Here is a 26775-nt window from a genome sequence, read left to right as displayed (position 1 = left end):
TTAGCATGAGTAGTTTTACAGGCAAAGCCGAAACGGATGATAACCACCTACTGAAGTAGGTGGTTTAGGGCTGAAAACAAAAAAGGCGCAAATTGATGTCTCAATTTGCGCCTTTTAACGTATTTTAACAGTCAGCTATGGACGGTAAACTTTTACGTTGCTGAAGCCTTGCTCTTGCAAGTAAAGCGCTTGCAGACGGCTCATCACACCGCGGTCACAGTAAAGTAGGTATGTCTTAGACTGGTCTAAGTCACCAAACTGTGTACCCAGCTTGTAGAAAGGGATATGTTTCACATCCACACCTTCGATTTCAAGTGGGTTATCGTCTTCCTCTTCAGGACTACGAATATCTAGCACAACCGCGTGCTCTTCTACCGCTTGAACTTGCTCTACTTCTGGTGCGGCTTGCTCAGACTCTTTCGCGATATCACGAATGTCCATCATGCGAGCTTCTTGAACCACTTGCTCAAGGATACTGAAGTCGAATTTCTCTTCTTCAGCTTCTAGCTTGCCTTTCACCGCTTTCACGGTTGGCTTCTTAGAGATAACACCACAGTATTCTGGCATTGTCTTTGCGAAATCTTCTGTGCCGATTTCACGTGCTAGATTGATGATGTCTTCTTTATCCCAGTTGATAAGCGGACGCAGAATCAGCGTGTCTGTTACGTTATCGATGTGGCGTAGATTGGTTAGCGTTTGGCTCGATACTTGACCTAGCGCTTCACCTGTTACCAATGCTTCGATCTTCATCTTCTGAGCGATCATGCCTGCTGCACGCATGAACATACGCTTCAAGATCACGCCCATTTGGCCGTCATCGACTTTCTCTAGGATTTCCGCAACCACAGGCTCGAAATCAACTGAGATAAAACGTACTTTTGCTGAAGAACCGTATTTGTTCCATAGGTAGTGAGAAACCTGCTTAACGCCGATTTCGTGTGCTGGACCACCCAAGTTAAAGAAGCAGTAATGTACTTTTGAACCACGCTTGATATGAAGATAGCTTGAAACACCAGAATCGAAACCACCCGAGATCAGGCTTAACACGTCTTCTTGCGTACCCAGAGGGAAACCACCTAGGCCTTTATGACGAGACAATACTTGGTTTAGCTTGTCGTTCGAGACTTCTACCTTGATCGTCACGTCTGGGTTTCGTAGCTTAACACTAGCGCTTTCAATCGCTTGATTTAAACCACCGCCTACATAACGCTCTAGTTCAATAGAGGTAAAGTCATGCTTGCCACGACGCTTCGCACGTACAACAAAGGTTTTATTTTCGAGTGCAGCACGGTTGAGTTCTAGCACTTGCTCGAAGATATCGTGCAAGTCTTTAAATTCAGTTTGCTTCACTTCCAGTACGTGGTGAATGCCTGGTGTATGAGTCAAAACCTCAAGAACTTCAGCGTGGAATTCGTTACTCTCAGAGGTCACTTCAATGTGATCACGACGGTTAAATACCGCGACAGACTCCGTGCGGCTCTTAATGATGTTACGAATGTTGCACTCTAAAATCTTTGTGAAGCGCTTACGCACAGATTCACTTTTTACAAAAATTTCTGGATGGGGCTTTACAATAAATTTCATAGTCTAATTCGCAGGTTAGTTTCGCAATCAACAAAGAGTGACACTCAACTTCAATACTTCATACGCAGTAAAACCGCGTTTCAGTCACAAAAAGTAGTCTGAGCTCACTTTTAAGGCGCAAGATTATACACCCAAGCGGATTGGAAAAACAAAAAAAGCGAGCAATCTGCTCGCTTTCTTGTCTCTTTACTGACTTAAAACTAAAGCCTAGTTATTGAATTACCGGCACTTCTTCACTGTAGAGAGGCTCGCCTTGCATAATGCTGATTTCAACCCGTCGGTTAAGTGCGCGATTGTCATCAGAATCATTCGGTAACAAGGGCTCCGTATCCGCCATGCCTCGTACTCTTAAACGTTGATGAGAGAAGCCTCTCACTTTCTCCATCTCTTGCGCGACTGATACTGCGCGCTGAGAAGAGAGATCCCAGTTAGAGCGATAAAGTTCCGAATCTAGCGGTCGATTGTCTGTATGGCCAGATACTCGAACAATGCCTGGCACATCTTTTACTAGCTCTGCAATCTGACGAACTAAAGGGCGAAACTTAGGCTGCAAGAAGGCCGAACCTTCTGGGAATGCACCTTTTTCACGCATACGTATAACAATCTGCTGACCGAGGTTTTCAACTTCAATGGCGCCTTGTTCAATCTCTCGCTCTAAGGCTTTCTTGATGCTTTCCATCAAGGTTTCCATCTCTTGCGACATCTCTTTAGATTGCTGTTGCTGCATGTCCGCTTCGGCAGATTCATTGTTTTGAGTTGACGTTTCTGGCGATTGCCCACCCGTTAACTTGCCTTCATCACGTTTTGTGCCACCAGCTCGATCAGACTCCCCTTCATGAAATTCGAGCGTCTGCTGAGTGATGTCCATGGTTTGCTGCATGATGACATCAATCGGAGTTGGTTCCGGCCGACCCGGTCGAAACTCTTGGGCAATAATGCTAGTACCTTTGGGAATGTCTTTCACTTCAAGCTGATTTTGCACACCGAAGGCAAATTTCATTGATCCTGCAATTTGTTTGAACTTCAGTACATCCATCTCAGAAAACGAGAGTAGAAGAACAAAGAAACACATCAGTAGCGACATTAAGTCCGCGAATGTCCCCATCCATAACGGGAGACCGGGTGGCGGACAATCGCATTTGTTATCTTCATCATCCATCACTACTCTCCAAGTTACTCGTCAATCTCAAGGGCACGTTTACCTTCATTGAGGTAGTTCTTCAAGTAACTATCGATCACTCGCGGGTTTTGGCCATCTTGAATCGCTAATACGCCATCCATGATCAAACGGCGATTTAGCGTTTCTTGGTCACGGCGAAGAGAAAGCTTATCCGCAATAGGGAAAAACACCATATTGGACAGGATCGCGCCATACAATGTGGTCAAGAGTGCAACGGCCATTGCTGGTCCAATCGCTTTAGGGTCATCCATGTTTGAAAGCATCGCAACAAGACCAACCAAGGTGCCAATCATTCCCATCGCAGGAGCAACGTCGCCAAAGGCGCGAAATACGCCAGTACCTTGCGTATGTCGTTCATCCGTAAGCGCGATGTCTTTTTTGAGTGCCGCTCTCACAACGTCGGCATCATGGCCATCAACCAGTAGATCAATGCCTTTCTGCATGAATGTGTTGTTTATTTCCATCTCTTCAAGAGCAAGAAAACCACCTTTACGCGCCGCATCGGCCATTTCCACAATTTTTGCGATCAGGTCTTCGGGTTCATCCGCTTTAAACATGAAGGCTTTGCCAGCAATCTTTGTCGCACCAAAAAACTGTCCCATTGTGAACTTCATCAACACGACGAATATTGAGCCGCCAACGACAATAAGGATCGACGTGACATCGACAAACATGCCGATGCTGCCACCAAGCACCATCGCCATAATGACGAATGCAAAACCACCAATCAAACCTAATAGGGTTGCTAAATCCACAAAGCACTCCTCACGCTATACTCAAATACTGCCATTGGGCGGATTATTACCTGTATCGACAACTCGCGCAGAATTTTTAGAAAAATCTTAGCTAATGGATCACAAATTACACTTAACAACCTCAACCAAAATATGGGGTTTCATCGCTTAGACTCGTTGAACGCTAATTTTGTGACAATTATATAAGGTTAAATTTGACCAAGTTACTAGGCTAAGGTAACTTTCGTGCATCTTACCCGAGGCTTGATTAAGGCAGAAAAAAGATGGCGGTCAAGAAACCAGAAAACATGACCTTTGAAGCAACCATTGAAGAGCTTGATAGCTTGGTTGATCAATTAGAAAATGGCGATCTTGCTCTAGATGATGCCCTGCGTAAGTTTGAACGAGGCATTGCCTTAGCTCGTGCAGGCCAAACTAAATTAAGCGACGCCGAACAGCGCGTGAGCATTCTTCTTAGTGAAGATGATGAAGCACCACTGAGTGACTTCAAACCAGATTCAGAATAACAATCAGTAGTGAGCAATGTGATGCAACAGACATTGACGTCTTTTCAACAAAGAAACAATCAGCAATTGAATTTGTGGCTCGATCAGCTTCCATATCAAGAGCAGCCATTGATTCAAGCAATGAAATACGGCCTTTTGCTAGGTGGGAAACGCGTTCGCCCTTTTCTTGTTTACATCACAGGTCAAATGCTCGGCTGTAAACCTGAAGACTTAGACACCCCCGCCGCTGCTATCGAATGTATACATGCCTACTCACTCATTCATGATGATCTGCCAGCCATGGACGATGATGAACTGCGTCGAGGTCAACCAACTTGTCATATTAAGTTTGATGAAGCAACCGCAATACTGACAGGTGATGCACTACAAACTCTTGCCTTCACTATTATTTCTGATGGTCAATTAAGCCCGGCGGCTGAAGCTCAACGCATCAATATGATCAAAGCCTTAGCGCATTCCTCTGGTGCCAGCGGCATGTGTGTAGGGCAAGCCTTAGATTTAGGCGCGGAAAATCGCCTAGTTTCTCTTGAAGAAATGGAAGAGATACACCGTAAAAAAACCGGAGCTCTGATTGATTGTGCGGTAAAATTAGGTGCATTAGCTGCTGGTGAGAAAGGTATCGAGGTTCTACCTCACTTGGAGCGCTACTCAAAAGCAATTGGTTTGGCGTTTCAGGTTCAAGACGATATTCTTGATATCATCAGTGACACAGAAACACTGGGTAAGCCTCAAGGTTCCGACCAAGGTCTGAATAAGAGCACTTATCCTTCCCTGCTGGGTTTAGAGGGAGCCATAGAGAAAGCTCACACTCTGTTACAGGAAGCACTTCAAGCATTGGAAGCTATCCCATACAATACTCAGTTACTCGAAGAGTTCGCCCGATATGTCATCGAGCGCAAAAATTAACACTATAAGCGCGCATTTATATGACTCTTGATATTTCAAAGTACCCAACACTGGCGTTAGCAAATACACCGGAAGAATTACGTCTTCTTCCGAAAGAAACATTACCAAATCTGTGTGATGAACTGCGAACGTATCTGCTAAATTCAGTGAGCCAATCTAGCGGACACTTAGCGTCTGGCTTAGGCACCGTGGAGCTAACTGTCGCTCTGCATTATGTTTACAACACCCCTATCGACAAATTGATCTGGGATGTTGGTCATCAGGCTTACCCGCATAAAATCCTCACCGGACGTCGCGATAAAATGCCAACAATTCGCCAAAAGGATGGTCTACACCCTTTCCCTTGGCGTGAAGAAAGTGAATATGACACCTTATCTGTCGGCCACTCTTCGACATCGATTAGTGCAGGTCTTGGCATGGCCATCAGCGCACAAAAAGAAGGTAAAGGTCGCAAAATCGTCAGTGTGATTGGTGATGGCGCAATTACAGCAGGCATGGCATTCGAAGCCATGAACCACGCTGGCGACGTTCATCCTGATATGTTGGTGATTTTGAACGACAACGAAATGTCGATTTCAGAAAACGTCGGCGCCCTGAATAACCACCTTGCGAAAGTACTTTCTGGCAGCTTGTACACTTCTATCCGTGAAGGCGGCAAGAAAGTGCTGTCTGGTGTCCCACCTATTAAAGAGTTGGTTCGCCGTACGGAAGAGCACCTAAAAGGCATGGTAGTGCCTGGTACTCTGTTCGAAGAGTTCGGCTTTAATTACATTGGCCCGATTGATGGACACGACGTCAATGAACTCGTCAAAACGCTGAAAAATATGCGTGAGCTCAAAGGTCCTCAGTTCCTACACATCATGACCAAGAAAGGCAAAGGTTATGAGCCTGCCGAGAAAGATCCTATCGGCTACCATGGTGTTCCTAAATTCGATCCAACGCATAATTGTCTGCCGAAGAGCAGTGGCGGTAAGCCAACTTACTCAAAGATCTTCGGTGACTTTTTATGTGACATGGCGGCCCAAGATCCTAAGCTAATGGCAATTACGCCAGCGATGCGCGAAGGCTCGGGTATGGTGCGTTTCTCAAAAGAGTACCCAGACCAATACTTTGATGTGGCGATTGCTGAGCAGCACGCTGTAACACTGGCAACAGGCATGGCAATTGCGGGCGATCATCCAATCGTTGCTATCTATTCGACTTTCTTGCAACGTGGTTATGACCAATTGATCCACGACATCGCGATCATGGACTTACCAGTGATGTTTGCGATCGACCGCGCAGGTCTCGTTGGCGCAGATGGTCAAACTCACCAAGGTGCGTTCGATTTGAGCTTTATGCGCTGTATTCCGAACATGGTGATCATGGCGCCAAGTGACGAAAACGAGTGCCGACAAATGCTTTACACTGGCCATAAGCATTCTGGCCCGAGTGCGGTTCGATACCCTCGTGGTAGCGGCATGGGCGTAGAAATCGAAACTGAGTTTACGGCGTTAGAAATCGGTAAAGGGCGCATGGTTCGCCAAGGTGAAAAAGTTGCTATTCTGAGCTTTGGTACTTTCTTGGGTAACGCGCTAGAAGCGGCAGAATACCTTAACGCCACTGTTGCTGATATGCGCTTTGTGAAGCCGCTCGATGAAGCATTAATTCGTCAATTAGCCGCAGATCATGACGTGCTCGTGACGTTAGAAGAAAATGTTATCGCGGGTGGTGCTGGTGCTGGTGTCGTTGAGTTCATGATGAAAGATAAAATCATTAAACCTGTGTTGAACCTAGGTTTACCAGATGAGTTTATTCATCAGGGAACACAAGATGAACTGCATGAAGAGCTTGGTCTCGATGCAAAAGGAATTGAAAAATCCATCTTGGATTATTTAGCAAAATAGAATGTAAAAAGGGATGTTCATAGCATCCCTTTTTTACGTTCAGTGTTTAGTTCATCCAGCCCGCATATTTTGCGACTAGAAACAGGGCAACACCGGCCATAACTCCCGCCACGATATCATCAACCATAATACCCAGCCCACCGTGAACTCGCTTATCTAGCCACCCAATTGGCCAAGGTTTTACCATATCGAAAAAACGAAATAAGATGAAGCCAGTGATCAACCACTTCCATTCAGTGAGTGGAATATTCAGTGCAGGTACAATGCTCATCGTAATCCAAAAGCCTGCAAACTCATCCCATACGATTGAACCATGATCATGCACCTTCATGTCTGCAGACGTCACTTGGCATATTTGAATGCCGATCACACACGAAATCAGAACAACAATGACATACGCCGTAAATGGTAATTGTGCCAACAACAAAAAGAAAGGCACGGCCGCCAGTGTGCCCATTGTTCCAGGGATAAACGGGGATAATCCACTGCCAAAACCCGTCGCCAATAGATGCCACGGGTTCTTTAATGAAATCAGAGAAAGAGGGTTGGTCATATCCTTAAACCTATACTGCTAGTTTGGTTTCAATCGTCATGCCTGTGAGTTGCTCAATAGTAACAGGCTCTTGGCTAGAGCTTAGCTCAGATCATTTAAAGTGGTCGAAGCCACTTAAGTCCCAATCAAGTGGTTGATTGTTATCATGCAGCTCGAAGGTTCCATTTGGTCGGATTTGACCAATACATGTGACCTTACAGCCAGTATGAGATAAAGCGCTTTGTAACGAGCCTCGATTTTGCTCCGGCACGGTAAAACACAACTCGTATTCTTCGCCACTTGCTAAAGCATACTGCTGCGCGCTGATCTTATCATCTAAAAACTGGACTAATTCTGAAGAGATCGGTAGCTGAGAGACATCAATACTCACCCCAACCTGAGATCGCTGTAAAATGTGCTTAATATCAGAGATTAAACCATCTGAAATATCTATCGCCGAAGAGGCTAGGCCAACAAGAGCTTGTCCAGCAAGCACACGCGGAGAACTAAGGTAATGAGCTCGCTCTAGTGCTTCCGCGCCGGCTCTGCTGCGCAGAGAGTCATCTAGAATCACATCCAAGCCAGCTTTTGCATCGCCAAGGTTTCCCGTTACGTATACCCAATCCCCAGGCTTGGCGCCGGATCGCGTGAGCGCTTTGTCTTCAGGTACAAAACCTTGCACCGTCAGTGTCAGACACAATGGGCCTTTGGTGGTATCACCGCCTATTAACTGAATACCATAGTAATCAGCCAGTTCGAAAAATGCATCACAGAAAGGTGCAAGCCATTCTTCATCTGGCTCAGGCATCGTTAATGCAAAGCTCACCCACGCAGGCGTTGCGCCCATCGCCGCCAAATCACTGATGTTAGAAGCCAATGCTTTGTGTGCGACCCATGCTGGGTTCGCGTCGGCTAAGAAATGCGTTCCAGCTACCAATGTATCCGTGCTAATCGCAATCTGAACATTAGCTGGCGCTTTGACCAAAGCGCAATCATCACCAGCGGCTAGATGGACATCTTTACGTTGGCTCTGACGACCGACGAAGTATTTGTCTATCAGATTAAATTCACCAGACATAATTCACTTACTTTTTGATGTAAAAGCTTTTGATACAAAAAAGGTCAGCATGTGCTGACCTTTTCATTGAAGAAATCGTTATTTCTTACGAATGTGAGGTGCTGCTTTATCAAGTACACCATTCACAAACTTGTGGCTATCTTCTGCTGCGAAAACTTTTGCAAGTTCAATCGCTTCATTGATAACAACTTTGTAAGGAACATCTTCGCGACGAGTCATCTCGTACATAGCAAGGCGAAGAAGAGCAAGTTCCATCATATCTAAATCCTGCATAGGACGAGAGATGTATGGACGAATTTTGCTATCTAGCTCAGCGTGGCTAAGTACAACACCGCTTAATAGTTCACGGAAGTAAGCTACGTCTGTCTCTGGAGCAGCAAGCGCTGGCTCAGATGCATGAAGTTCTTCTTCATCGTATTTGTCGCCAGACAAAAACTGTTCTTCAATCTTGGCAACATTCTCTTTAGTAATTTGCCATGAGTAGATCGCCTGTAGAGCGAATTGACGTGCGTTACGACGTGCGGCTGGTTTCACACTGGCCCCCATTAGGAATCAATTTCAGATAGTACATTAATCATTTCAAGTGCGCTTAGTGCAGCCTCTGCACCTTTATTACCAGCCTTGGTTCCTGCGCGTTCAATCGCTTGATCGATCGTATCAACAGTCAAAACACCAAATGCTACTGGAATGCTGAATTCCATAGACACTTGTGCTAGACCTTTGTTCATTTCACTACAAACATAGTCAAAGTGAGGCGTTCCACCGCGAATAACAGACCCTAGAGAAACAATAGCGTCGAATTTGCCAGTTTTAGCAACACGCTGAGCTACTAGAGGTAGTTCTACGGCACCTGGACAACGCAAAACCGTGATGTTGTCTTCGCTTACTTGTCCGTGACGCTTTAGTGTATCGATCGCACCAGAAAGTAGGCTTTCGTTAATAAAACTGTTGAAACGAGAAATAACGATAGCAATTTTTGCATTTGGCGCTGGGAAGCCACCCTCGATCACTTTCATAAGCTTTCCTTTAACTCTATTTATAAGTGAAATATGTTCATCAAGTGAGAATCGCCGGATTCTAGCACAAATTTGTGAGCAATATCTAATGGAAATTGGAGGCAAATCACTGGTTCCTAGCCATTGACGAGTTAAGCACGTCAAAGACTAGGAACTTATTGTTCGGTTGTTACTCGCAGACGTACTCAACAACGTTCAGACCAAAACCACCTAACGCGTGGTACTTTTTGTTGGTCGATGACAGAAGACGCATATCATGTACACCGAGATCCGCAAGAATCTGTGAACCAACGCCAACACGGCGAGACGTGCCTTGTTTTTTAGCAAGCGTTGGGGCTTCACCTTTGTCTTGCGCTTCGAACATCTTCACGCGATGAATAAGTAGATCGGTCGATTCTTCATGGCCAAGAACAACCAGCACACCGCCTTCTTCACCAATGCGTTTCATTGCCTTATCTAGTGTCCAGCTGCGCTCTGCATTACGATCGCTACGTAGTAAGTCGGTAAAAACGTCTTGAAGATGAACGCGAACCAGTGGCGCTTTTTCTTTCAAATCGCCCTTGCACATTGCGTAGTGCACTTGGTTATCAATGGTGTCTTTGTACGTGACTAACGTGAACTCGCCAAACTCTGTCGGTAACTTGCACTCTGCCACACGTTCAATCGTTGTCTCAGTGTTATTGCGGTACTCAATTAGGTCGGCAATAGTGCCCAATTTAATACCGTGCTTCTCTGCAAAGATCTCTAGATCTGGGCGACGAGCCATCGTGCCGTCGTCATTTAAGATCTCAACAATCACCGATGCTGGCTCTAAACCAGCAAGACGAGCCAAATCACAGCCAGCTTCAGTGTGACCTGCGCGAGTCAGTACACCGCCGTCTTGAGCTGCGAGAGGGAAGATGTGACCAGGCTGCACCAAATCCGCAGCTTTAGCGTTTGGCGCGACTGCTGCTTGAACGGTACGTGCGCGATCTGCGGCTGAAATACCAGTCGTTACCCCTTCTGCTGCCTCAATCGAAACAGTAAAGTTGGTGGTGTATTGCGCATTATTGTCTTGCACCATTGGTGGCAGACCTAGACTTTCGCAACGATCTTTGGTCATGGTTAAACAAATCAGGCCACGGCCATAGGTTGCCATAAAGTTGATGGCTTCCGGCGTAATATGCTCGGCAGCCATGATCAAGTCACCTTCATTCTCGCGGTCTTCATCATCCATTAGGATGACCATTTTGCCCGCGCGAATATCATCAATAATTTCTTGTGGCGTACTGATTGGCATAGTCTGTTATCCCGTTATTCTAAATTTGTTATTGCGACAGCAATGAAAAATTACGTTGCAGTGAATGCTTAGTTAGGTCAATAGTTTGAGCTTTGCATTAAGCAAGTCAATGAATCTCGCGGTGTTCTGTGAGTCTGCTCTTTATCGCATGCCTCACGCAGCCACTCCCAAGACTTATGCAAAACCGTTTTGCTGTAAAAAGTCCATCGTGATACGAGACTCGGCCTTATCTTCTTGTTGTCCTTGCAGTAAACGCTCCATATAACGCGCAAGTACATCAACTTCTAAGTTGACTTTGCGCCCCACTTGAAACTGGTCAATCGTAGTTTCTTCACTCGTATGAGGAACGATCGTCAGCTTAAAAGCATTTTTACGTAAGTCGTTGACGGTTAGGCTAATACCATCAACAGTAATCGAGCCTTTCTCTGCAACGTACTTGCTAATTTCCGCAGGCATTGCAACCCAAAACTCTATCGCACGGCCAACTGAATTGCGTTCGACAATTTCACCAACCCCATCGACATGGCCAGAAACGATATGTCCACCCAATCGCGTTGTTGGCAACATGGCTTTTTCTACATTCACCTTATCGCCTACTTGGTATTCAGCAAACCCAGTTTTCTTCAAGGTTTCTAAGGACAGATCAGCACTGTAATAGTGGCTTCCGAAGTCAACTACCGTTAAGCAAACACCATTGGTCGCAATGCTATCGCCTAACTTAACGTCTGACATATCAAGCGTACCCGTTTCAACCGTGACGATGATGTCTTCGCCCTTCGGCGTAATCGCAGCTAACTTGCCAACTGCTTCTACTATTCCTGTAAACATACTATTTCTTATCTAATTTCATTACGTTTTATGGTGGCGGTGATGCGAATGTCTACCCCAACCATACGAACGTCTGTAATGTTTAAATCTATGACGTCAGCCATAGCGCTTAACCCTAAAGCACCGATAAGCCCCCGACCATCGCTGCCCATGAGTTTTGGCGCAAGGTAAACAATGAGCTCATCTACAAGATTAGCCTTTATCATCGCACTCGCTAGCGTAGCTCCAGCTTCAACCCATAAGTGATTGATGTGGTGCTCATCCGAGATACGTTTTAATGTCGTTGATAAGTCAATTTGGTGAGCGCTGTCCAATAGAGGGATACAGTCTCCATCAGAGCGAACAATAACTCGTTCTCCATCGGTATGGAACAGCTTGAGCGCATCAGTTAAATGGTTCTGACGGTCTAAGATTACACGTACTGGTTGACGAAGCTCTTCTTGTAAATACTGCGCTTGAACACTATTAGGTAAGTCATCCCAGCGCACATTGAGTGATGCATTATCATCAATCACCGTTTTGCTAGTAGAAAGAATGCCACCACTTATCGCTCGATAACGCTGCACATCTTGGCGGGCCGCTGGGGAGGTGATCCATTGGCTCTGACCATTACTGAGTGCGCTTTGCCCATCCAAACTGGCTGCCATTTTTAATTGAACAAACGGCATGCCTGTACGCATGTACTTTATAAAACCAGGGTTAAGGGCAAGGGCATCTTGCTCTAACAAGCCGATTTGTACTTCAATTCCGGCATCACGTAACATCTGGATGCCGCGACCTGCAACTTTCGGGTTTGGGTCTACCATGGCGCAAACCACACGTGCCACTTTGGCTTTAATCAGCCCTTCGGCACATGGCGGTGTACGGCCGTAATGAGAGCAAGGTTCTAGCGTCACATAAGCGGTTGCACCAACTGCTTTTTCACCCGCCATGCGCATCGCGTGCACCTCGGCATGCGGCTCACCAGCACGATGGTGATAACCTTCACCGACAATTTCTTCATCACGAACGATGACACACCCTACATTTGGATTAGGGGCGGTGGTATAAATGCCACGTTTCGCTAACTTAATAGCTCGTGACATCATGGCGAAATCTAAATCAGAAAACGCTCTTTCAAGAGTGTGTTGAGTCATGAGCTACTCAGTCTTCTAGGCGGGCAATCTCTTCGCCAAACTCGCGAATATCTTCAAAGCTGCGGTAAACGGAAGCGAAACGAATGTAAGCCACCTTATCGAGCTCTTTGAGCTGGTCCATGACTAAATTACCAATCATTTCACTCGGAACCTCTCGCTCACCCGTCGCACGCAGTTGTGATTTGATCATACTGATCGCTAACTCTATAGAATCGGCACTCACTGGGCGTTTCTCTAAAGCTCGTTGAATACCGCCAACCATTTTATCTTCATCAAATGGTTCACGGTTGCCATTCGATTTGATCACTTTAGGCATCACTAACTCTGCGCTTTCAAACGTAGTGAAACGCTCGCTACACGCCAAGCACTGACGGCGACGTCGAACTTGATGGCCATCAGCCACTAAGCGGGAATCAATAACTTTGGTATCGTTCTCGGAACAAAAAGGACAATGCATATCACCTCCATATCTATACCAAAATAACCTCATGAGCAATCACGGATAACCACGCGTTCATGGTTATACGGACTCTATTAAAGCTATTTGGGTATAACGCTTTCAAACCGAAATAAAAGCTCATGTAGTGTAGCGGAATTGGTATGTTAGACAAAACAAAAAGGGGCGCAAAGGCCCCTTTTTCACTCAAGATCTCGTCGAATGTGTTAACTGCGTGCTAAGTAGTTCGCTTTACCAACCCACTTGTAGCTAGTTAGCTCTTCTAAGCCCATCGGACCGCGTGCATGTAGCTTTTGCGTAGATACTGCGACTTCTGCGCCAAGGCCAAATTGCGCACCGTCTGTAAAGCGCGTTGAAGCATTCACATAAACCGCCGCCGAACCGACAGAATTGATGAACAGTTCTGAGTTTTCCAAACTATTGGTCATGATCGCATCTGAGTGGCTCGCGTTATGGACACGCATATGAACAATGGCATCTTTCACATCAGACACAACTTTTACACCAAGAGTGTAGCTCAACCATTCCGTATCAAAGTCACCTTCAACAGCATCGCGAATTTGTGTTGCTTGAGGCATCAGTGCTTTTGCCTTAGGCTCTGTCACGAAGGTCACTTTATCGTTCATGCGCTCTACGATCATTGGTAGGAATTGCGCTGCAATTTTTTCATGCACGAGCAGCGTATCTAATGAGTTACACGCAGATGGACGTTGAACTTTAGAGTTCTCAACCACATTCAGGGATTTCTCTAGATCAGCGGATTCGTCGACAAAGATATGGCTGATACCAAAGCCACCAATAATCACCGGAATCGTGCTGTTTTCTTTACACATTTTGTGTAGGCCAGCACCACCGCGTGGAATGATCATGTCGACGTAATCGTCCAACTTAAGCAATTGAGAAACAAGCTCACGATCTGGTTTTTCAATGTACTGCACAGAAGCGGCTGGAAGGTTCGCCTTTGCGAGCGCAGACTGAATAACCTTCACTAATTCCATATTCGAGAAAAAGGTCTCTTTGCCACCACGTAAAATGCTTGCGTTGCCGGTTTTCAAGCACAACGCTGCGATATCAATGGTTACGTTTGGACGCGCTTCATAAATTACGCCCACGACACCAAGCGGCACGCGACGACGAGACAGTGACATCCCATTTTCCAGTACCTTACTGTCTATTTCGCTGCCTACAGGATCGTTCAAGCTAATGACGTTGCGAACATCATTCGCAATTGCAGTCAATCGTTCTTCATTAAGCAAAAGGCGATCGAGCAGCGCATCGGTTAAACCCGCTTCACGGCCAAGTTCGATGTCTTTAGCGTTTGCCGCCAAAATAGCAGCAGAGTTTGCTTCTAGTTCATCAGCAATGATGGCTAATGCTTGGTTTTTTTGCGCAGTTGACGCTGTCGCTAATTCGAAAGCTGCATCTTTAGCAGCTTTACCCATATTCGTTAAATCCACTTTGCTTCCCTCTAATTCTATTCCTGAATGACGACCAAATCATCGCGGTGAATCACCTCAGAGCCATAATCATGACCCAAAATAGAGATGATATCTTTACTGTGCTTACCCGTAATTTTAGTTAGGTCATCACTTGAGTAGGCGCTGATGCCACGAGCCACCAACTTACCGTGAGCGTTTGTTACACGCGCCACTTCGCCTCGTGCGAAGTCACCACTAACTTTGATTACCCCTTTAGCAAGTAGGCTACTGCCCTTGCCGACCACAGCATTGACTGCACCATCATCAATAATGATGTCGCCCGATGCCGCAGGTCCCGCTAGAATCCAGCGTTTACGGTTCTCTAAGGCTTCAGCGCAAGGTAGGAAGCGCGTGCCCTGAGGTTCAGCACTTAAAGAGTCAAAGATAACATTCGGCGCACTACCAGCAGCAATAATAACCTCTATACCTGCGCGGCGAGCGATGTCTGCGGCTTGCAGCTTCGTTGCCATACCACCAGTACCCAATGTTGTACCGCTTCCACCTGCGATTTTACGCAGCGTATCGTCGATGGTTTTTACTTCCTTGATAAGCTCTGCGTTCGGATCTCTACGAGGGTCAGCAGTAAACAGACCTTTTTGGTCCGTTAAAAGCAAGAGCTTATCTGCACCACATAAAATGCCTACCAAAGCGGAAAGGTTGTCGTTATCGCCAACTTTAATCTCGCTAGTCGCAACGGCATCATTTTCGTTTACGATAGGAACAATATCGTTCGCAACGAGCGCATTAATAGTGTCACGCGCGTTAAGGAATCGCTCACGATCTTCTAAATCGGCACGGGTTAGTAGCATTTGGCCGATCTTGATACCATAAATACCAAACAAAGACTCCCATGTTTGAATCAAGCGACTCTGCCCCACCGCGGCAAGTAACTGCTTACTCGCCATCTCGTTGGGCAATGCGGGGTAACCAAGATGCTCACGGCCTGCTGCAATCGCACCAGACGAAACCATTACGATTGAATGGCCTTGTTTTTTAAGCTCAGCACACTGGCGTGCTAACTCAACCATGTGTGCACGGTCGAGTGCCAGAGTGCCGCCTGTCAGCACACTTGTACCCAGTTTCACAACGACAGTTTGTGGTTGTGAAACAACTGCATTTTGTTGATTCGTTGTCATGATGTCTTCTGAAGTGAAAAACAAATAAAGAGAGGATGTTTTAACAATCAAATAGGGAATTAACAAGAGAAAAGGTGCGTTTTCGCACCTTTTTGTTTGGTATTAAATGAAAACAACCAAATTAAGCGAAATCGAAAGACTCCGTGTGATATTCGACTTCTAATTTGAAGTGTTCTTCTAAAGTATCAACCAGCTTTTGATGGAATGTGCTCTGCGTGAGATACACTTCCTCTACCACTTTTTTGGGAAGGGCTTCAGATACCCATTGCCCTTCTTTGTTGTACTTGCCAATATGATATTTAGCAGTAAAGCCTCCCTCGATGGATTCCAAATCCATCCACCAGCCCCAAAATTCACGCTTCTCAGGCGATTTTTTGTCGTCTACACATACAGATAAACAATCAAAATAATAGCGCCCTTCTTGCGATTGTGGTTCGCGCAGGTAAGGCCCTATCGCCTTCAACTTTGACATCAAGCGAAAGTGAGTCGGGCCCTGAGTCGTCTCTGACATATGAATCTCCGTTTTCATAGTTAAAAGTAAACACCCAAGAATGATTATTATTTTTAATTATCATGAGCTTATTTTTTGCTCAGATATATCACTCTTAACTAATTTAGGAGAATTGTCACCCTAATAATTCATCTTCTAGCCACTTTATGGCTAAATCGAGGGATTGCTCATATCCTTTTGTAATTGTTTTGGAACTGATTTTTTTTGCTCTACCATACTGGCTAAATAGAGCAACAAGTTGATTATCACTGTGTGGCGACACTGGATCGCCTTCAAGACCCAAAGCCAAAATAGGCACTTTGGTTTTTCGACTGCTCAGGAAGCCCTGAACCTTCAATGACCACGCCATCATCTGACCAGCCATGCTATTAATATCAACCGCATTTTTCCCCAAACGGGAAGCCAAAAGATCTAAATACATCTTCGGCATTTTTTGTAACTTCTGAGGGGAAGTAAAAATATCATGTACGGGTGCGCCTAGAGCGACACAAGCTTTGATCTTTTCCTGCTCGACAAAAGAGAGTCTGATCATTGCATTACCACCAAAACGAAACCCAACTAACCCCACTTTGTGATGATCAACCCAAGGTAGCGAGTAAAGCTCATTCAATACCGCTTGATGTAGGCAACTTGAATTCTCGGTCAAGGGCCAATGAGAGCTATGCCCTACCGAAGGCATGTCCACGGTTAACATCGCAATATCTCGCGGTGCAAGACGATTACGGAACAAACGCCACATGTCGGTTTGTAGGGTATCCAAACCAGCGCTCACCATTACCACAGGCAACTGTTTATCCGTTCTTGGTAAATGGAGGTTCGCGATGATTTTGCGATTTTGGTAAGGCACTTCAATTTGCTTGATGGTGTACTTAGTTTTTTCTGCGCCGTCAGAATACGCTTTGTTTGCCAGAACTTGAGCTTGCGATGCCAAGTTGTCATTTTTTAAATGTGGGTAGCCTGCAATACTAAAACACAAAGAAGCAGTGAAGAGTTCATCCGCTGCCTCTTCTCCTTGCATTTCATTTGCTCGCTTCTGATGATCCATACCAAGCTTGATCCACTCAAATGTCCAGTTACCACTGTGATAACCCATTACAGTGTCTAACCAATCATCATTGGTTCGCGAGTGAGATGATGAAGCAATTTTGGACAGTACGCCTTCCATTTCGATCGGAGACAATCCTTGCCAAGCCCATTGCAAGCGACGCAAATGACGATACCAAGCACGATCACCCTGCGCTTCTCGTTCATCAAGTATTTTTTTACTGGTCGGCATGTACTGGGTAAGCGCGGAGGTTTCTTTTGCTTGCTTATGTTTCACGAACAAAGTTTCGGAAAGATTTTTACTGACGTCTTCAGACATAGGAAGAACCCTAGGCTATTAGCATGATTTAATATCATAATAAAAAAAATGCCCCTATAAAGGGGCATTTCTCAATATTCTTTAACCGCGCTTATTTTTGCTTGCGGTTTACTGGCTCAGCATACTGGATTGACATATCCCAAGGCTGCTCGATCCAAGTGTCTTGAGCAATATCTACAACGTAATCATCCAGCAGCTCTTTGCCTGATGGTTTCGCACACACAGCGATCATTTTCGCTTTTGGATACATCTCACGTAGTTTGCGCGCTGTATCACCACTGTCTACTAGGTCTTCAACGATTAGGTAACCTTCGCCATCACCTTCAGGTGCTTTTAGTACAGTCATATCGCGCTGATGATCATGGTCGTAGCTTGAAATACAGATTGTATCAACGTAACGAATACCCAGTTCACGAGCCAAAATAGCGCCAGGAACCAAACCGCCGCGGCTTACCGCCCAAATTCCTTTCCATTGCTCAGCTGGCATTTGTTTTTCAGCCAGTTCACGGCAGTAAGTCTGCATTGCATCCCAAGTGATAATGAATTTTTTACTCATTGTAATAACCTAATAATTTGAAAATATGCATCCTCAAAATCTAGCGAAGTCACTCAAAAGCGGAATGCTCACTAACTTCTCCAAAATGTTTGGAGACGAGGATTTCAAGCTGCGCAAACGATTATTCTACCGAAACACACCGCTAATACCAACGGTGATATCAAAATTCTCTGCCTATTCCGCAGAAAAACCGTCTTCTGTGAACAACGTAAAAAAAGAAAAAGCCAGCGTGAATAAATCCACACTGGCTTTTTGCTCGAGAAATTAACCGACGAGGTATTTAACGATGAAGATGGCTGACATCACCCATACACTCATCGACACTTCACGGCCCTTACCGCTGAATAACTTGATCGCCGCGTATGCGATAAAGCCTAACGTGATACCTTCTGCAATCGAGAATGTTAGCGGCATAACTAAACAAGTCACAACAACTGGGGACGCTTCAGTTAGGTCACGCCAATCAATGCTTACTAGCCCAGACAGCATCAAGATCGCCACATAGAATAGCGCACCTGACGTTGCATAAGCAGGGATCATACCCGCAAGTGGTGAGAACAATAGAGCAAGTAGGAAGAGTACACCAACAACCACGGCTGTTAGACCAGTACGCCCACCCGCAGCTACACCAGAAACGCTTTCAATATAAGATGTCGTGTTGGAGGTACCAAGTAATGCACCTACTGACGTTGCTGTTGAGTCTGCAAGTAACGCTTTGTTTAAACGAGGGATGTTGCCATTCTCATCAGTTAGACCAGCTTTTTGAGAAACGCCAACGAGCGTACCTGCGGTGTCAAATAAATCGACAAATAGGAAAGCAAATACGACGGAAATCATGCCTACTTCAAACAAACCAGAGAAATCCAGTTGCATGAAAGTTGGCGCAATGCTTGGTGGCGTTGACATAATACCGCCCCACTGCACATCACCAAATAGAAGACCAAGCGCTGTAACGCCAAGAATGGCGATCATCACCGCACCTTTCACACCACGGTGAACCAGTGCAATCGTAAGAAAGAAGCCAATCGCGGCCAATACAGATGGCAATGATGTGATCTCTCCCATAGAAACTAATGTCGCTGGGTTATCAACGACGATACCTGCATTTTTTAATGCGATAAACGCTAAGAAAAGACCAATACCAGCTGAAATACCTGTTCGTAGAGAATGCGGGATCGAGTTAATAATCCACTCACGGATCTTAAATACGCTTAAAAGAATGAACAGAAGGCCAGAAACAAATACAGCCGCCAACGCAACTTGCCACGTATAACCCATTCCCAATACAACAGAGTAAGTAAAAAATGCGTTCAGGCCCATTCCTGGTGCCTGTGCGATTGGGTAATTGGCAACAAATCCCATGATAAAACAGCCGATTGCGGCAGCAAGACAAGTCGCGACAAAAATGGCGCCACGGTCCATACCGGTATCCGACAGGATCGCTGGGTTTACAAAAATAATGTAAGCCATAGTTAGGAAGGTCGTAACACCTGCAATGATCTCAGTGCGCACATTTGTGCCATTTTCACTGAGTTTAAAAAGCCTCTCGAGCATGATCGAATCCTGTAAAGGTAAAAAAGTAAACGGTTGCGTAATCGATTGGCGGGAATTATAAAGTTATCAAATAGCAAATTCTAGATAGAATCTTCACTCTAATGCGTTTTTTTTCTTTGGATATGAAACACATTCTCTAACCTATCAAAGTAGGCAAAGGAATATATTCTTACAAAACAATAGGTAATCTAGATAACACAGTTCCCTAAAAGAGAATAAAAACTGAGCAATGTACTAAACTTTCAGATGAAAAAGGCCCATTTTTAACATGGTATCTAACAGATTTGGTGGAAAAGTCGATAAAACCGAAGAATGGGGAATAGAAGAAGGCTTTGATGACAATAAGTGAGTCAGGAAGAGAAAATAGAGATAAAAAAACGCCACCCAATTTGGGTGGCGGTGAATCATGTCAGCACTATCACTGAAAAAAAATTCCAATTTATAGGGGTGAACAAACTGTTCGAGTCACATGCGTTGACTTCACTTAGTAGCCAAAGCTTGTTGGGTATACAAAGTTACCGGTGTAAACAGACTTGCTATTCCAGAACATTGTACTTGGTAAACCTTTCATAACTATCACCTTTTAAATCAATTAAACATTCGTTGATTTCTCGGTTCCTTGGAGGCGATAAAACGGACTCATCCTTTGAGCATTTCATTCTTCTCTCAGAAGCTGGTTACAAATATACCACCAAGAAATTTAATTACAAGCATTTTAGTGATTGGAATCACAAAAAATACATAAATTGACCTTTATCAAAGTTTATATGTAATTAAATTACAATTTTATGAATTAAAAAATAAAGCCACTTTAAGAATGTATGATAGAGAACACATAGTGCTTGTTATTGTATTCACAAACTGTGACAGTTCTGAGAGAAATCCTTGTGATCGCGACTACTCGTACTCCTTATCTGGTGGTATGCTAACGGCAATTTGAAGGCCAAATCGTCTAGCATTTAATGCTACCTTGACAATATTTTTACGGTATATATTTGGCAAAGCACATCAAAAGGAGTCCTCCGTGTCTGAGTTCCATTCTGAGATCAGTACCTTATCACCTGCTCCACTTTGGCAGTTTTTCGATAAGATTTGTTCTATCCCTCATCCATCGAAACATGAAGAAGCATTAGCACAGTACATTATCAACTGGGCAACAGAGCAAGGCTTTGACGTTCGCCGTGATCCAACCGGTAACGTGTTCATCAAAAAGCCCGCGACACCAGGAATGGAAAATAAGAAGGCTGTTGTACTTCAAGCACACATCGACATGGTGCCGCAGAAAAACGAAGACACTGAACACGACTTCACCAAAGATCCAATCCAACCTTACATAGATGGCGAATGGGTAACTGCGAAAGGCACAACGCTTGGTGCAGATAACGGTATTGGTATGGCTTCTTGCCTTGCTGTATTGGCATCTAAAGATATTAAGCACGGTCCACTCGAAGTTCTGCTGACGATTGATGAAGAAGCAGGCATGACTGGCGCATTTGGCCTTGAAGCTGGTTGGTTAGAGGGTGAGATTCTTCTAAATACAGACTCTGAGCAAGAAGGCGAAGTCTACATGGGTTGTGCAGGTGGCGTTGATGGCACCATGACTTTCGATATTTCTCGAGAATCAACGCCTGCAGGTTTTGTAACACGCCAACTGACGCTGAAAGGCCTAAAAGGTGGTCACTCAGGTTGTGACATTCACACAGGTCGCGGTAATGCCAACAAATTACTTGGTCGTTTCCTTGCCGGTCATGCTCAAGAGCTTGATTTACGTTTAGTCGAATTCCGTGGCGGTAGCTTACGTAATGCAATCCCTCGCGAAGCGTTTGTTACTGTCGCGCTTCCTGTCGAAAACCAAGACAAGCTTGCTGAGCTGTTCAACCACTACACTGAGCTGCTTAAAACTGAATTGGGTAAAATCGAAACAGGTATCGTAACCTTTAATGAAGTGATCACGACTGACGCGCAAGTATTTTCAATCGCCGATCAGCAACGATTCATTGCGGCACTTAACGCTTGTCCAAACGGCGTAATCCGTATGAGTGATGAGGTGGAAGGCGTTGTTGAAACTTCTCTAAACGTTGGTGTGATCAGCACAGAAGAAAATAAAGTCACCGTGCTTTGCTTGATTCGTTCTCTCATTGACTCTGGCCGTAGCCAAGTGGAAAGCATGCTGCGCTCGATTACTGAGCTAGCAGGCGCACAAATTCAGTTCTCAGGCGCTTACCCTGGCTGGAAGCCAGATGCAGATTCCGAGATCATGGCAATTTTCCGTGATATGTATGAAGGCATTTACGGTCATAAGCCGAACATCATGGTCATCCATGCTGGTCTTGAGTGTGGCCTATTTAAAGAACCATACCCACACATGGATATGGTTTCTTTCGGTCCAACAATAAAATTCCCTCACTCTCCAGATGAGAAAGTGAAGATTGATACTGTTCAGTTGTACTGGGAACAGATGGTCGCGCTTTTAGAAGCGATTCCAGAGAAAGCATAATTCAATCACGAAAAATGACAAAGGGTGCCATACGGCACCCTTTTTTTGGTTTAGTTGAACCCAACTACACACGGTTTTGCGCGTAAGCGGCTAATTCATCCATTGAGGTTTGTGCAGCAACTTCACCATCAATGTAGTAAGTAACAAACTCACCATCGCGTACACCCATGAGTGTCGCCTTTTCACCGTTACTGTAAGTAATATCCATTTGAACAGTGTTCTCATCGATTTGCTGCATTCGCCCCTGCTCAATGACACGGTTATCCGCTAATGGTGCGATTGGTGCCGTCGTTAACGACTTATCTAACTGGTGATTGACATCAATGTAAGTATCTACCTTTGTATCGAAGATATGTGGCTTACCATTTAACGGGTTCTTACCCGTCCAAAATTCTAGAGAGTTAAACACGATATAATCCGCTGCGATCGCGACACCATAAACAGGCGCTAAAAGCATATTTAGGCCACCTCGAGCGTAACGGTTGTCAACAGCTTTCAAGTTAAACCCCATGACATAACCTGTCACGGCATTACTACCTACGCAACCTGAAAGTGAAACTGCTACCGCAGTCAATGCACCAATTTTAGCAATTGCCTTTTTCATCAAAACCTCTAGTTAGAAAGTGTGAAACCTCAAATTCGGCGCGGATATTATCGGATAAAAAGTAGGGTTAAAAGTCCGTTTTTTTGTCCTCCATGAACAGTATTATTTTTAATACAGTCACATTTTTTAAGGCTATTATTGCGCTCTCTTCTCTATGGCTTGTTATGTATTAAACTGATAGAAAAGATCATATTGAAAACAAAAACTTCACACATACCAAAATTTCACGCATGACGATTAAAGTAATTTGTCGTGTCCTTAATGAGAATGATTAGTGCGATTTTGCAGCAATTGTTACATTGCTGATGACGCATTTGACAGAGATGGTTTATGGCCAGAAGTAAAAAAAGCAAAGTATTTGAGCTCTTAGGACATCAAATACAACCAGGACAACGATTAGAGATCGAATTTGAAGCAGCGAAGCTATATACACATTCGCCTTTATCTATTCCTGTGGAAATCATCCATGGGAAACAAGAAGGACCAGTGTTAATGGTGAATGCCGCTATCCATGGTGATGAGCTTAATGGCGTAGAAATCGTTCGTCAGATCATTAACCAACTGGATCCACAAAAACTGAAAGGCACTGTCATTGCAGTACCTATCGTTAACGTTTTTGGTTTCATCCATAAATCTCGTTACTTGCCCGACCGACGAGATCTCAACCGTTGCTTTCCTGGCAGTGAAAAAGGCGCACTTGCATCTCGTATGGCACACGGGTTCTTTAACAACATTGCCAAGCGTTGTGACTACATTTTGGATCTACACACAGGGGCCATTCATCGCACGAACTTGCCACAGATCCGCGCAAACTTAAGCAACTCAGAAACTCTGCGTATTGCTCAAGCATTTGCAACGCCAGTGATTGTTGATTCAGCATTGCGTGATGGCTCTTTACGCAGTGAAGCAGAAAAATGCGATATTCCAGTGCTCACCTACGAAGCTGGCGAAGCATTGCGTTTTGATCCACTTTCGATCAGCGCTGGTGTACTCGGGGTTCGGCGCGTAATGCAAGCCATTGGTATGTTGCGTGCGAGCAGGAAAAAGCTGCCTGAGCCTATCATAGCGAAGTCCACCAGCTGGGTTCGCGCGTCAGGTAACGGCATTTTGCGTACTGTCGTTAATCTGGGAGACAAAGTAGAACAGGGTGAAACGCTCGCTTATATTAGCTCTCCTCTTGGTCATGACGAGATAGAACTAAAAGCCCCGAAGCGTGGTTTGGTTATCGGTCAACAAACATTACCATTGGTGAACGAAGGCGATGCAATTTTCCACCTTGCCTATTTTAACCAAGGTGATAATGCTTTAGAGCAAGCAGTCGAAAGCTATATTGAAGGCCTCACTGAATTCGATGCCGAGCCGCTGACCACCGGACAGATACCGTTAGAAACTCAGTAATTCCTACCAAGTAGGCGCCTGATTAGCTCAAAAGGAGCAACAGTGCTCGCACTATCTTGTTTAAAGCCAATAAGCTCAGCGTCCATGATGCTGGGCTTTTTGTTTTATGTACGCTAACGATACTTATCGTAGTTTCCACGAATGGATAAAAAACTTTACAATCCGTCGCAAAAACACATTTGATAATTAATCTCATTATCATTTATTAATCGTAATAATGTTCTTATAATCCGAGCTTCATAAAAACACTATAAATCATCAATATGAAACGATTAATAAGTCATCCATTCAAAGTAAATCTCATTTCACTGGCTTTGCTCTTCCCTCTTTATTCATATGCCGAGACAGCGCCAAATGAAGAGCTTGAAGTCATAGGCGTTCGTTATGCCAAACCCATTACCATTGCTGAGCCTGCGCAAACCACCATTAATTGGTCAGAGATTGAAGAGCAACAGTACTCTAATTTTGCCTCAATGATCGATGCCGTTCCCGGTGCATCAATAGATGGTGGCGGTCGTTCTGGTGGCGAACGTATTAACATTCGTGGTTTTGATGATCCAAGCGATATCGCCGTCTTTGTCGATGGCGCTCCAATTGGCTTTCAACAATACCGCTACGGTACCTTCTTTTTTGATCCGTTCTTAATTGGCGAAGCAGAAATTATCAAGGGCGCGCACGACTATCGAGCACTCAACGGGAAGTTTGGTGGCTCCATTCGCATTAAAACCAAAAGTGTCGATGATCTCCTGTACGGCGACAGAAACTTTGGTGCTCGCATCTCAAGTGCATATAACAACAACGGCGATGAGAACGCCTACACGCTAACACTCTATGGTAAAAACGATGCTGGTTTTTATTTTCTAGCGAATGGCTCGGTAAAAGATTCTGATGACATTAAAGTCGGTGGTGGTGAAACGCTGGATTACTCAGGTTATGAGCAAGAAAACATGCTCGTAAAAGTCGGTTATGAAAACAACGATCACGAGTTTGAAATTAGCCACACTCGCTACAAAGATGAAGGTCGTAAACCTTGGGCTAACCGCCGCGGAAAAATGCCTAACATCACCGAATACAATATCAAGAAATACGGCTCATTAGAAAAAGCCCAATACGCTTACACCGTCGATAACAAATACACGGACAACACCACAACCATCTCTTACCACTACATGCCGACTAACCCGTATATTGATTTCAATATCAAAATGGCACGTTCCGAAAACGATCGTCATTGGGTTCGCCCTGACGTAGCATTCGAGAAAATGTTCGTTTCTGTTGGCAGTTACGGTCATGAGTCATGGCTGAGTTACGAGCGTGACTACGTTGATGTGTTTAACCAAGCACAATTCGGAGACCACACTCTAGTCACTGGGCTTCAATATCAAAAAACCGATAGAGACTCGTTAGTATTCAACGCATCATACGACAGTAATGAAGCGAAAAACTACGGTTGGTACACCCCTTACTACGAACCATCTGGCACGCAGTCAATTTATGCCGCTTACATTGCTGATCACTATCAAGCAACAGACCGCCTAACAATCACACCTTCTCTGCGTTACGAATACATCAAGAGTGAAGGAAAAGGGAACGCAGCGCCGGATTATAATGATCCAGCTGCCGGACATGACTATGGTGAAACGACGCATAAAGGCTTTAGCCCACGTTTGGATATCGACTTTGATGCGAGCAATAATACGCGTTTAAACGCCTCCTACGCCTACGCTTTAAAAGCACCAACCGTTGATAACATCTACTCAGTGCAATATGCGCGAGCTACCGCTACGGCTACTGCTTTGAATCTGGACGTGTCTCGTATCCATGCTTATCAAGCAAGCGTTATCAACTTAACGGAAGGGCTGGTGAACTCTCGCGATAACCTCGCAACAGAGTTAACTATGTTCTATAACGATGTTAGCGACACAGTTGATATACGAACGGGCGAAAACCTCGACAAAAATACTACTGAGTTACAAAGCTGGAATACAAACCTAGATGGCTTTAAAAACTATGGCTTTGAGCTAATTTCACAATACCGGATTGAAGATTTCTACAGTAATTTCTCAGCAAGTTACATTCGCGGCAAAAACAAAGGTAGCCTATCTGACTCTACAGGTTCAGATGATGATCATCCTGATGTACCGCCATTAAACATTAATCTGGGTTTAGGTTACGAATGGATTCCTGGTTTACGTACGGGCTGGGAAGTCCGCTGGTATGATGCGCAAACCAAAACCAAGGCAAGCGGTAATAATTTAAAAGTGAAATCGCCAAGTGAGCAATACACGCTACAAAACGCTTACGTGGTTTGGGAAATACAACAAGTCGAAGGCTTGAGCGTTGGCGCGGTTGTGAAAAACTTAACCGATCGTTACTACGAAGCATACCTATCTAATGGCGTGCCTTCGCCTGGTCGCGAAGTCAAACTGCACCTCACTTATCAATACTAACCATACCTAAAAGATGCAGGGCAGACATTAACTGCCCTGTTATATCGTACCCAATGGCCATAATTGCACGCCGTTTTATTTATCA

General features: G+C 44.8%; 24 protein-coding genes. 6 read left to right on the top strand and 18 right to left on the bottom strand.

Features of this window, described 5'->3' with window-relative positions; translation table 11 throughout:
• Nucleotides 1–135: 135 nt before the first annotated feature.
• The 3 genes from thiI to pomA form a co-directional block, all read right to left on the bottom strand.
• On the bottom strand, nucleotides 136–1584 hold the full coding sequence (gene thiI, locus R7P80_RS20995) for a tRNA uracil 4-sulfurtransferase ThiI (protein ID WP_005383617.1): 1449 nt from the start codon (nucleotides 1582–1584) through the stop codon (nucleotides 136–138).
• Nucleotides 1585–1795: 211 nt separating this feature from the next.
• A complete protein-coding gene (locus tag R7P80_RS20990; RefSeq protein WP_005383619.1) occupies nucleotides 1796–2743 on the bottom strand; it encodes a flagellar motor protein MotB in 948 nt (315 codons plus the stop codon).
• 14 nt (nucleotides 2744–2757) lie between these two features.
• Entirely contained in the window at nucleotides 2758–3519 is a 762-nt protein-coding gene (gene pomA, locus R7P80_RS20985) for a flagellar motor protein PomA (RefSeq protein ID WP_005381564.1), read from the bottom strand.
• 263 nt (nucleotides 3520–3782) lie between these two features.
• Between pomA and xseB the strand changes: the two genes are divergently transcribed.
• From xseB to dxs, 3 genes are read left to right on the top strand one after another with little or no spacing between them, the layout of a single operon-like run.
• Complete coding sequence (gene xseB, locus R7P80_RS20980) at nucleotides 3783–4025, top strand: exodeoxyribonuclease VII small subunit (RefSeq protein WP_005381566.1); 243 nt, start codon at nucleotides 3783–3785, stop codon at nucleotides 4023–4025.
• Between the two features lie 21 nt (nucleotides 4026–4046).
• Nucleotides 4047–4931, top strand: a complete 885-nt coding sequence (gene ispA / locus R7P80_RS20975; RefSeq protein ID WP_225491899.1) for a (2E,6E)-farnesyl diphosphate synthase — start codon at nucleotides 4047–4049, stop codon at nucleotides 4929–4931.
• A 20-nt stretch (nucleotides 4932–4951) separates the two neighbouring features.
• Nucleotides 4952–6817 carry a 1-deoxy-D-xylulose-5-phosphate synthase gene (gene dxs, locus R7P80_RS20970; protein WP_005381568.1) on the top strand — a complete coding sequence of 622 codons (1866 nt, stop codon included), beginning with the start codon at nucleotides 4952–4954 and terminating at the stop codon, nucleotides 6815–6817.
• A 46-nt stretch (nucleotides 6818–6863) separates the two neighbouring features.
• On the opposite strand, the gene pgpA is transcribed toward dxs, so the two are convergent.
• From pgpA to R7P80_RS20900, 14 genes are all read right to left on the bottom strand, one after another.
• Nucleotides 6864–7370, bottom strand: coding sequence for a phosphatidylglycerophosphatase A (gene pgpA / locus R7P80_RS20965; protein WP_031780838.1), 507 nt, complete (start codon nucleotides 7368–7370; stop codon nucleotides 6864–6866).
• 91 nt (nucleotides 7371–7461) lie between these two features.
• Nucleotides 7462–8427 carry a thiamine-phosphate kinase gene (gene thiL / locus R7P80_RS20960; protein WP_005381570.1) on the bottom strand — a complete coding sequence of 322 codons (966 nt, stop codon included), beginning with the start codon at nucleotides 8425–8427 and terminating at the stop codon, nucleotides 7462–7464.
• Between the two features lie 78 nt (nucleotides 8428–8505).
• Complete coding sequence (gene nusB, locus R7P80_RS20955) at nucleotides 8506–8973, bottom strand: transcription antitermination factor NusB (RefSeq protein ID WP_005381571.1); 468 nt, start codon at nucleotides 8971–8973, stop codon at nucleotides 8506–8508.
• Nucleotides 8973–9443: a 6,7-dimethyl-8-ribityllumazine synthase gene (gene ribE / locus R7P80_RS20950; RefSeq protein ID WP_225491898.1), complete on the bottom strand. Its 471-nt coding sequence runs from the start codon at nucleotides 9441–9443 to the stop codon at nucleotides 8973–8975. The genes nusB and ribE overlap by 1 nt, the downstream gene beginning before the upstream one ends.
• A gap of 169 nt (nucleotides 9444–9612) precedes the next feature.
• A complete protein-coding gene (ribBA, locus tag R7P80_RS20945; protein WP_005381573.1) occupies nucleotides 9613–10722 on the bottom strand; it encodes a bifunctional 3,4-dihydroxy-2-butanone-4-phosphate synthase/GTP cyclohydrolase II in 1110 nt (369 codons plus the stop codon).
• Nucleotides 10723–10896: 174 nt separating this feature from the next.
• Nucleotides 10897–11550 (bottom strand): riboflavin synthase, encoded by a 654-nt coding sequence (locus R7P80_RS20940; RefSeq protein WP_225491897.1) that lies wholly within the window; start codon nucleotides 11548–11550, stop codon nucleotides 10897–10899.
• 8 nt (nucleotides 11551–11558) lie between these two features.
• A complete protein-coding gene (ribD, locus tag R7P80_RS20935; RefSeq protein ID WP_171344833.1) occupies nucleotides 11559–12686 on the bottom strand; it encodes a bifunctional diaminohydroxyphosphoribosylaminopyrimidine deaminase/5-amino-6-(5-phosphoribosylamino)uracil reductase RibD in 1128 nt (375 codons plus the stop codon).
• Nucleotides 12687–12693: 7 nt separating this feature from the next.
• The gene (gene nrdR / locus R7P80_RS20930) at nucleotides 12694–13143 is read right to left on the bottom strand and encodes a transcriptional regulator NrdR (RefSeq protein ID WP_005381578.1); all 450 of its coding nucleotides are present in this window, start codon (nucleotides 13141–13143) and stop codon (nucleotides 12694–12696) included.
• Nucleotides 13144–13349: 206 nt separating this feature from the next.
• The gene (locus R7P80_RS20925; RefSeq protein WP_054730326.1) at nucleotides 13350–14600 is read right to left on the bottom strand and encodes a glutamate-5-semialdehyde dehydrogenase; all 1251 of its coding nucleotides are present in this window, start codon (nucleotides 14598–14600) and stop codon (nucleotides 13350–13352) included.
• 17 nt (nucleotides 14601–14617) lie between these two features.
• Nucleotides 14618–15757 (bottom strand): glutamate 5-kinase, encoded by a 1140-nt coding sequence (gene proB / locus R7P80_RS20920; RefSeq protein WP_017820604.1) that lies wholly within the window; start codon nucleotides 15755–15757, stop codon nucleotides 14618–14620.
• 121 nt (nucleotides 15758–15878) lie between these two features.
• Entirely contained in the window at nucleotides 15879–16268 is a 390-nt protein-coding gene (gene crl, locus R7P80_RS20915; RefSeq protein WP_005381584.1) for a sigma factor-binding protein Crl, read from the bottom strand.
• Between the two features lie 115 nt (nucleotides 16269–16383).
• Nucleotides 16384–17631 (bottom strand): esterase FrsA, encoded by a 1248-nt coding sequence (gene frsA, locus R7P80_RS20910; protein WP_085569906.1) that lies wholly within the window; start codon nucleotides 17629–17631, stop codon nucleotides 16384–16386.
• A gap of 91 nt (nucleotides 17632–17722) precedes the next feature.
• Nucleotides 17723–18187, bottom strand: a complete 465-nt coding sequence (gene tet(34) / locus R7P80_RS20905; RefSeq protein WP_005381590.1) for an oxytetracycline resistance phosphoribosyltransferase domain-containing protein Tet(34) — start codon at nucleotides 18185–18187, stop codon at nucleotides 17723–17725.
• 264 nt (nucleotides 18188–18451) lie between these two features.
• Nucleotides 18452–19741, bottom strand: a complete 1290-nt coding sequence (locus R7P80_RS20900; protein WP_005381592.1) for an NCS2 family permease — start codon at nucleotides 19739–19741, stop codon at nucleotides 18452–18454.
• Between the two features lie 1024 nt (nucleotides 19742–20765).
• Here R7P80_RS20900 and R7P80_RS20895 point away from each other — a divergent pair.
• On the top strand, nucleotides 20766–22238 hold the full coding sequence (locus tag R7P80_RS20895; protein WP_053350265.1) for an aminoacyl-histidine dipeptidase: 1473 nt from the start codon (nucleotides 20766–20768) through the stop codon (nucleotides 22236–22238).
• Nucleotides 22239–22302: 64 nt separating this feature from the next.
• Here R7P80_RS20895 and R7P80_RS20890 read toward each other — a convergent pair whose 3' ends face one another.
• A complete protein-coding gene (locus R7P80_RS20890; RefSeq protein WP_005381596.1) occupies nucleotides 22303–22842 on the bottom strand; it encodes a DUF3332 domain-containing protein in 540 nt (179 codons plus the stop codon).
• A gap of 330 nt (nucleotides 22843–23172) precedes the next feature.
• On the opposite strand from R7P80_RS20890, the gene R7P80_RS20885 reads away from it, so the two are divergent.
• Entirely contained in the window at nucleotides 23173–24240 is a 1068-nt protein-coding gene (locus R7P80_RS20885; protein ID WP_017635689.1) for a succinylglutamate desuccinylase/aspartoacylase family protein, read from the top strand.
• Between the two features lie 263 nt (nucleotides 24241–24503).
• Complete coding sequence (locus R7P80_RS20880) at nucleotides 24504–26690, top strand: TonB-dependent receptor domain-containing protein (protein WP_033905830.1); 2187 nt, start codon at nucleotides 24504–24506, stop codon at nucleotides 26688–26690.
• The last annotated feature ends 85 nt before the right edge of the window (nucleotides 26691–26775 follow it).

Origin of the sequence: Vibrio sp. 2092 (assembly GCF_033339635.1) — a bacterium.
In the GTDB taxonomy this organism is placed as follows: domain Bacteria; phylum Pseudomonadota; class Gammaproteobacteria; order Enterobacterales; family Vibrionaceae; genus Vibrio; species Vibrio alginolyticus.
The sequence above is the reverse complement of the archived record's forward strand: the minus strand, read 5'-3'. Positions and strand labels throughout refer to the sequence as shown.

Coding starts and splice junctions, on each gene's coding strand:
- thiI (WP_005383617.1), bottom strand. CDS start 1,584: ATGAAATTTATTGTAAAGCCCCATCCAGAAATTTTTGTAAAAAGTGAA.
- R7P80_RS20990 (WP_005383619.1), bottom strand. CDS start 2,743: ATGGATGATGAAGATAACAAATGCGATTGTCCGCCACCCGGTCTCCCG.
- xseB (WP_005381566.1), top strand. CDS start 3,783: ATGGCGGTCAAGAAACCAGAAAACATGACCTTTGAAGCAACCATTGAA.
- ispA (WP_225491899.1), top strand. CDS start 4,047: ATGCAACAGACATTGACGTCTTTTCAACAAAGAAACAATCAGCAATTG.
- dxs (WP_005381568.1), top strand. CDS start 4,952: ATGACTCTTGATATTTCAAAGTACCCAACACTGGCGTTAGCAAATACA.
- pgpA (WP_031780838.1), bottom strand. CDS start 7,370: ATGACCAACCCTCTTTCTCTGATTTCATTAAAGAACCCGTGGCATCTA.
- thiL (WP_005381570.1), bottom strand. CDS start 8,427: ATGTCTGGTGAATTTAATCTGATAGACAAATACTTCGTCGGTCGTCAG.
- nusB (WP_005381571.1), bottom strand. CDS start 8,973: ATGGGGGCCAGTGTGAAACCAGCCGCACGTCGTAACGCACGTCAATTC.
- ribE (WP_225491898.1), bottom strand. CDS start 9,443: ATGAAAGTGATCGAGGGTGGCTTCCCAGCGCCAAATGCAAAAATTGCT.
- ribBA (WP_005381573.1), bottom strand. CDS start 10,722: ATGCCAATCAGTACGCCACAAGAAATTATTGATGATATTCGCGCGGGC.
- R7P80_RS20940 (WP_225491897.1), bottom strand. CDS start 11,550: ATGTTTACAGGAATAGTAGAAGCAGTTGGCAAGTTAGCTGCGATTACG.
- ribD (WP_171344833.1), bottom strand. CDS start 12,686: ATGACTCAACACACTCTTGAAAGAGCGTTTTCTGATTTAGATTTCGCC.
- nrdR (WP_005381578.1), bottom strand. CDS start 13,143: ATGCATTGTCCTTTTTGTTCCGAGAACGATACCAAAGTTATTGATTCC.
- proB (WP_017820604.1), bottom strand. CDS start 15,757: ATGACAACGAATCAACAAAATGCAGTTGTTTCACAACCACAAACTGTC.
- crl (WP_005381584.1), bottom strand. CDS start 16,268: ATGTCAGAGACGACTCAGGGCCCGACTCACTTTCGCTTGATGTCAAAG.
- frsA (WP_085569906.1), bottom strand. CDS start 17,631: ATGTCTGAAGACGTCAGTAAAAATCTTTCCGAAACTTTGTTCGTGAAA.
- R7P80_RS20900 (WP_005381592.1), bottom strand. CDS start 19,741: ATGCTCGAGAGGCTTTTTAAACTCAGTGAAAATGGCACAAATGTGCGC.
- R7P80_RS20890 (WP_005381596.1), bottom strand. CDS start 22,842: ATGAAAAAGGCAATTGCTAAAATTGGTGCATTGACTGCGGTAGCAGTT.
- R7P80_RS20885 (WP_017635689.1), top strand. CDS start 23,173: ATGGCCAGAAGTAAAAAAAGCAAAGTATTTGAGCTCTTAGGACATCAA.
- R7P80_RS20880 (WP_033905830.1), top strand. CDS start 24,504: ATGAAACGATTAATAAGTCATCCATTCAAAGTAAATCTCATTTCACTG.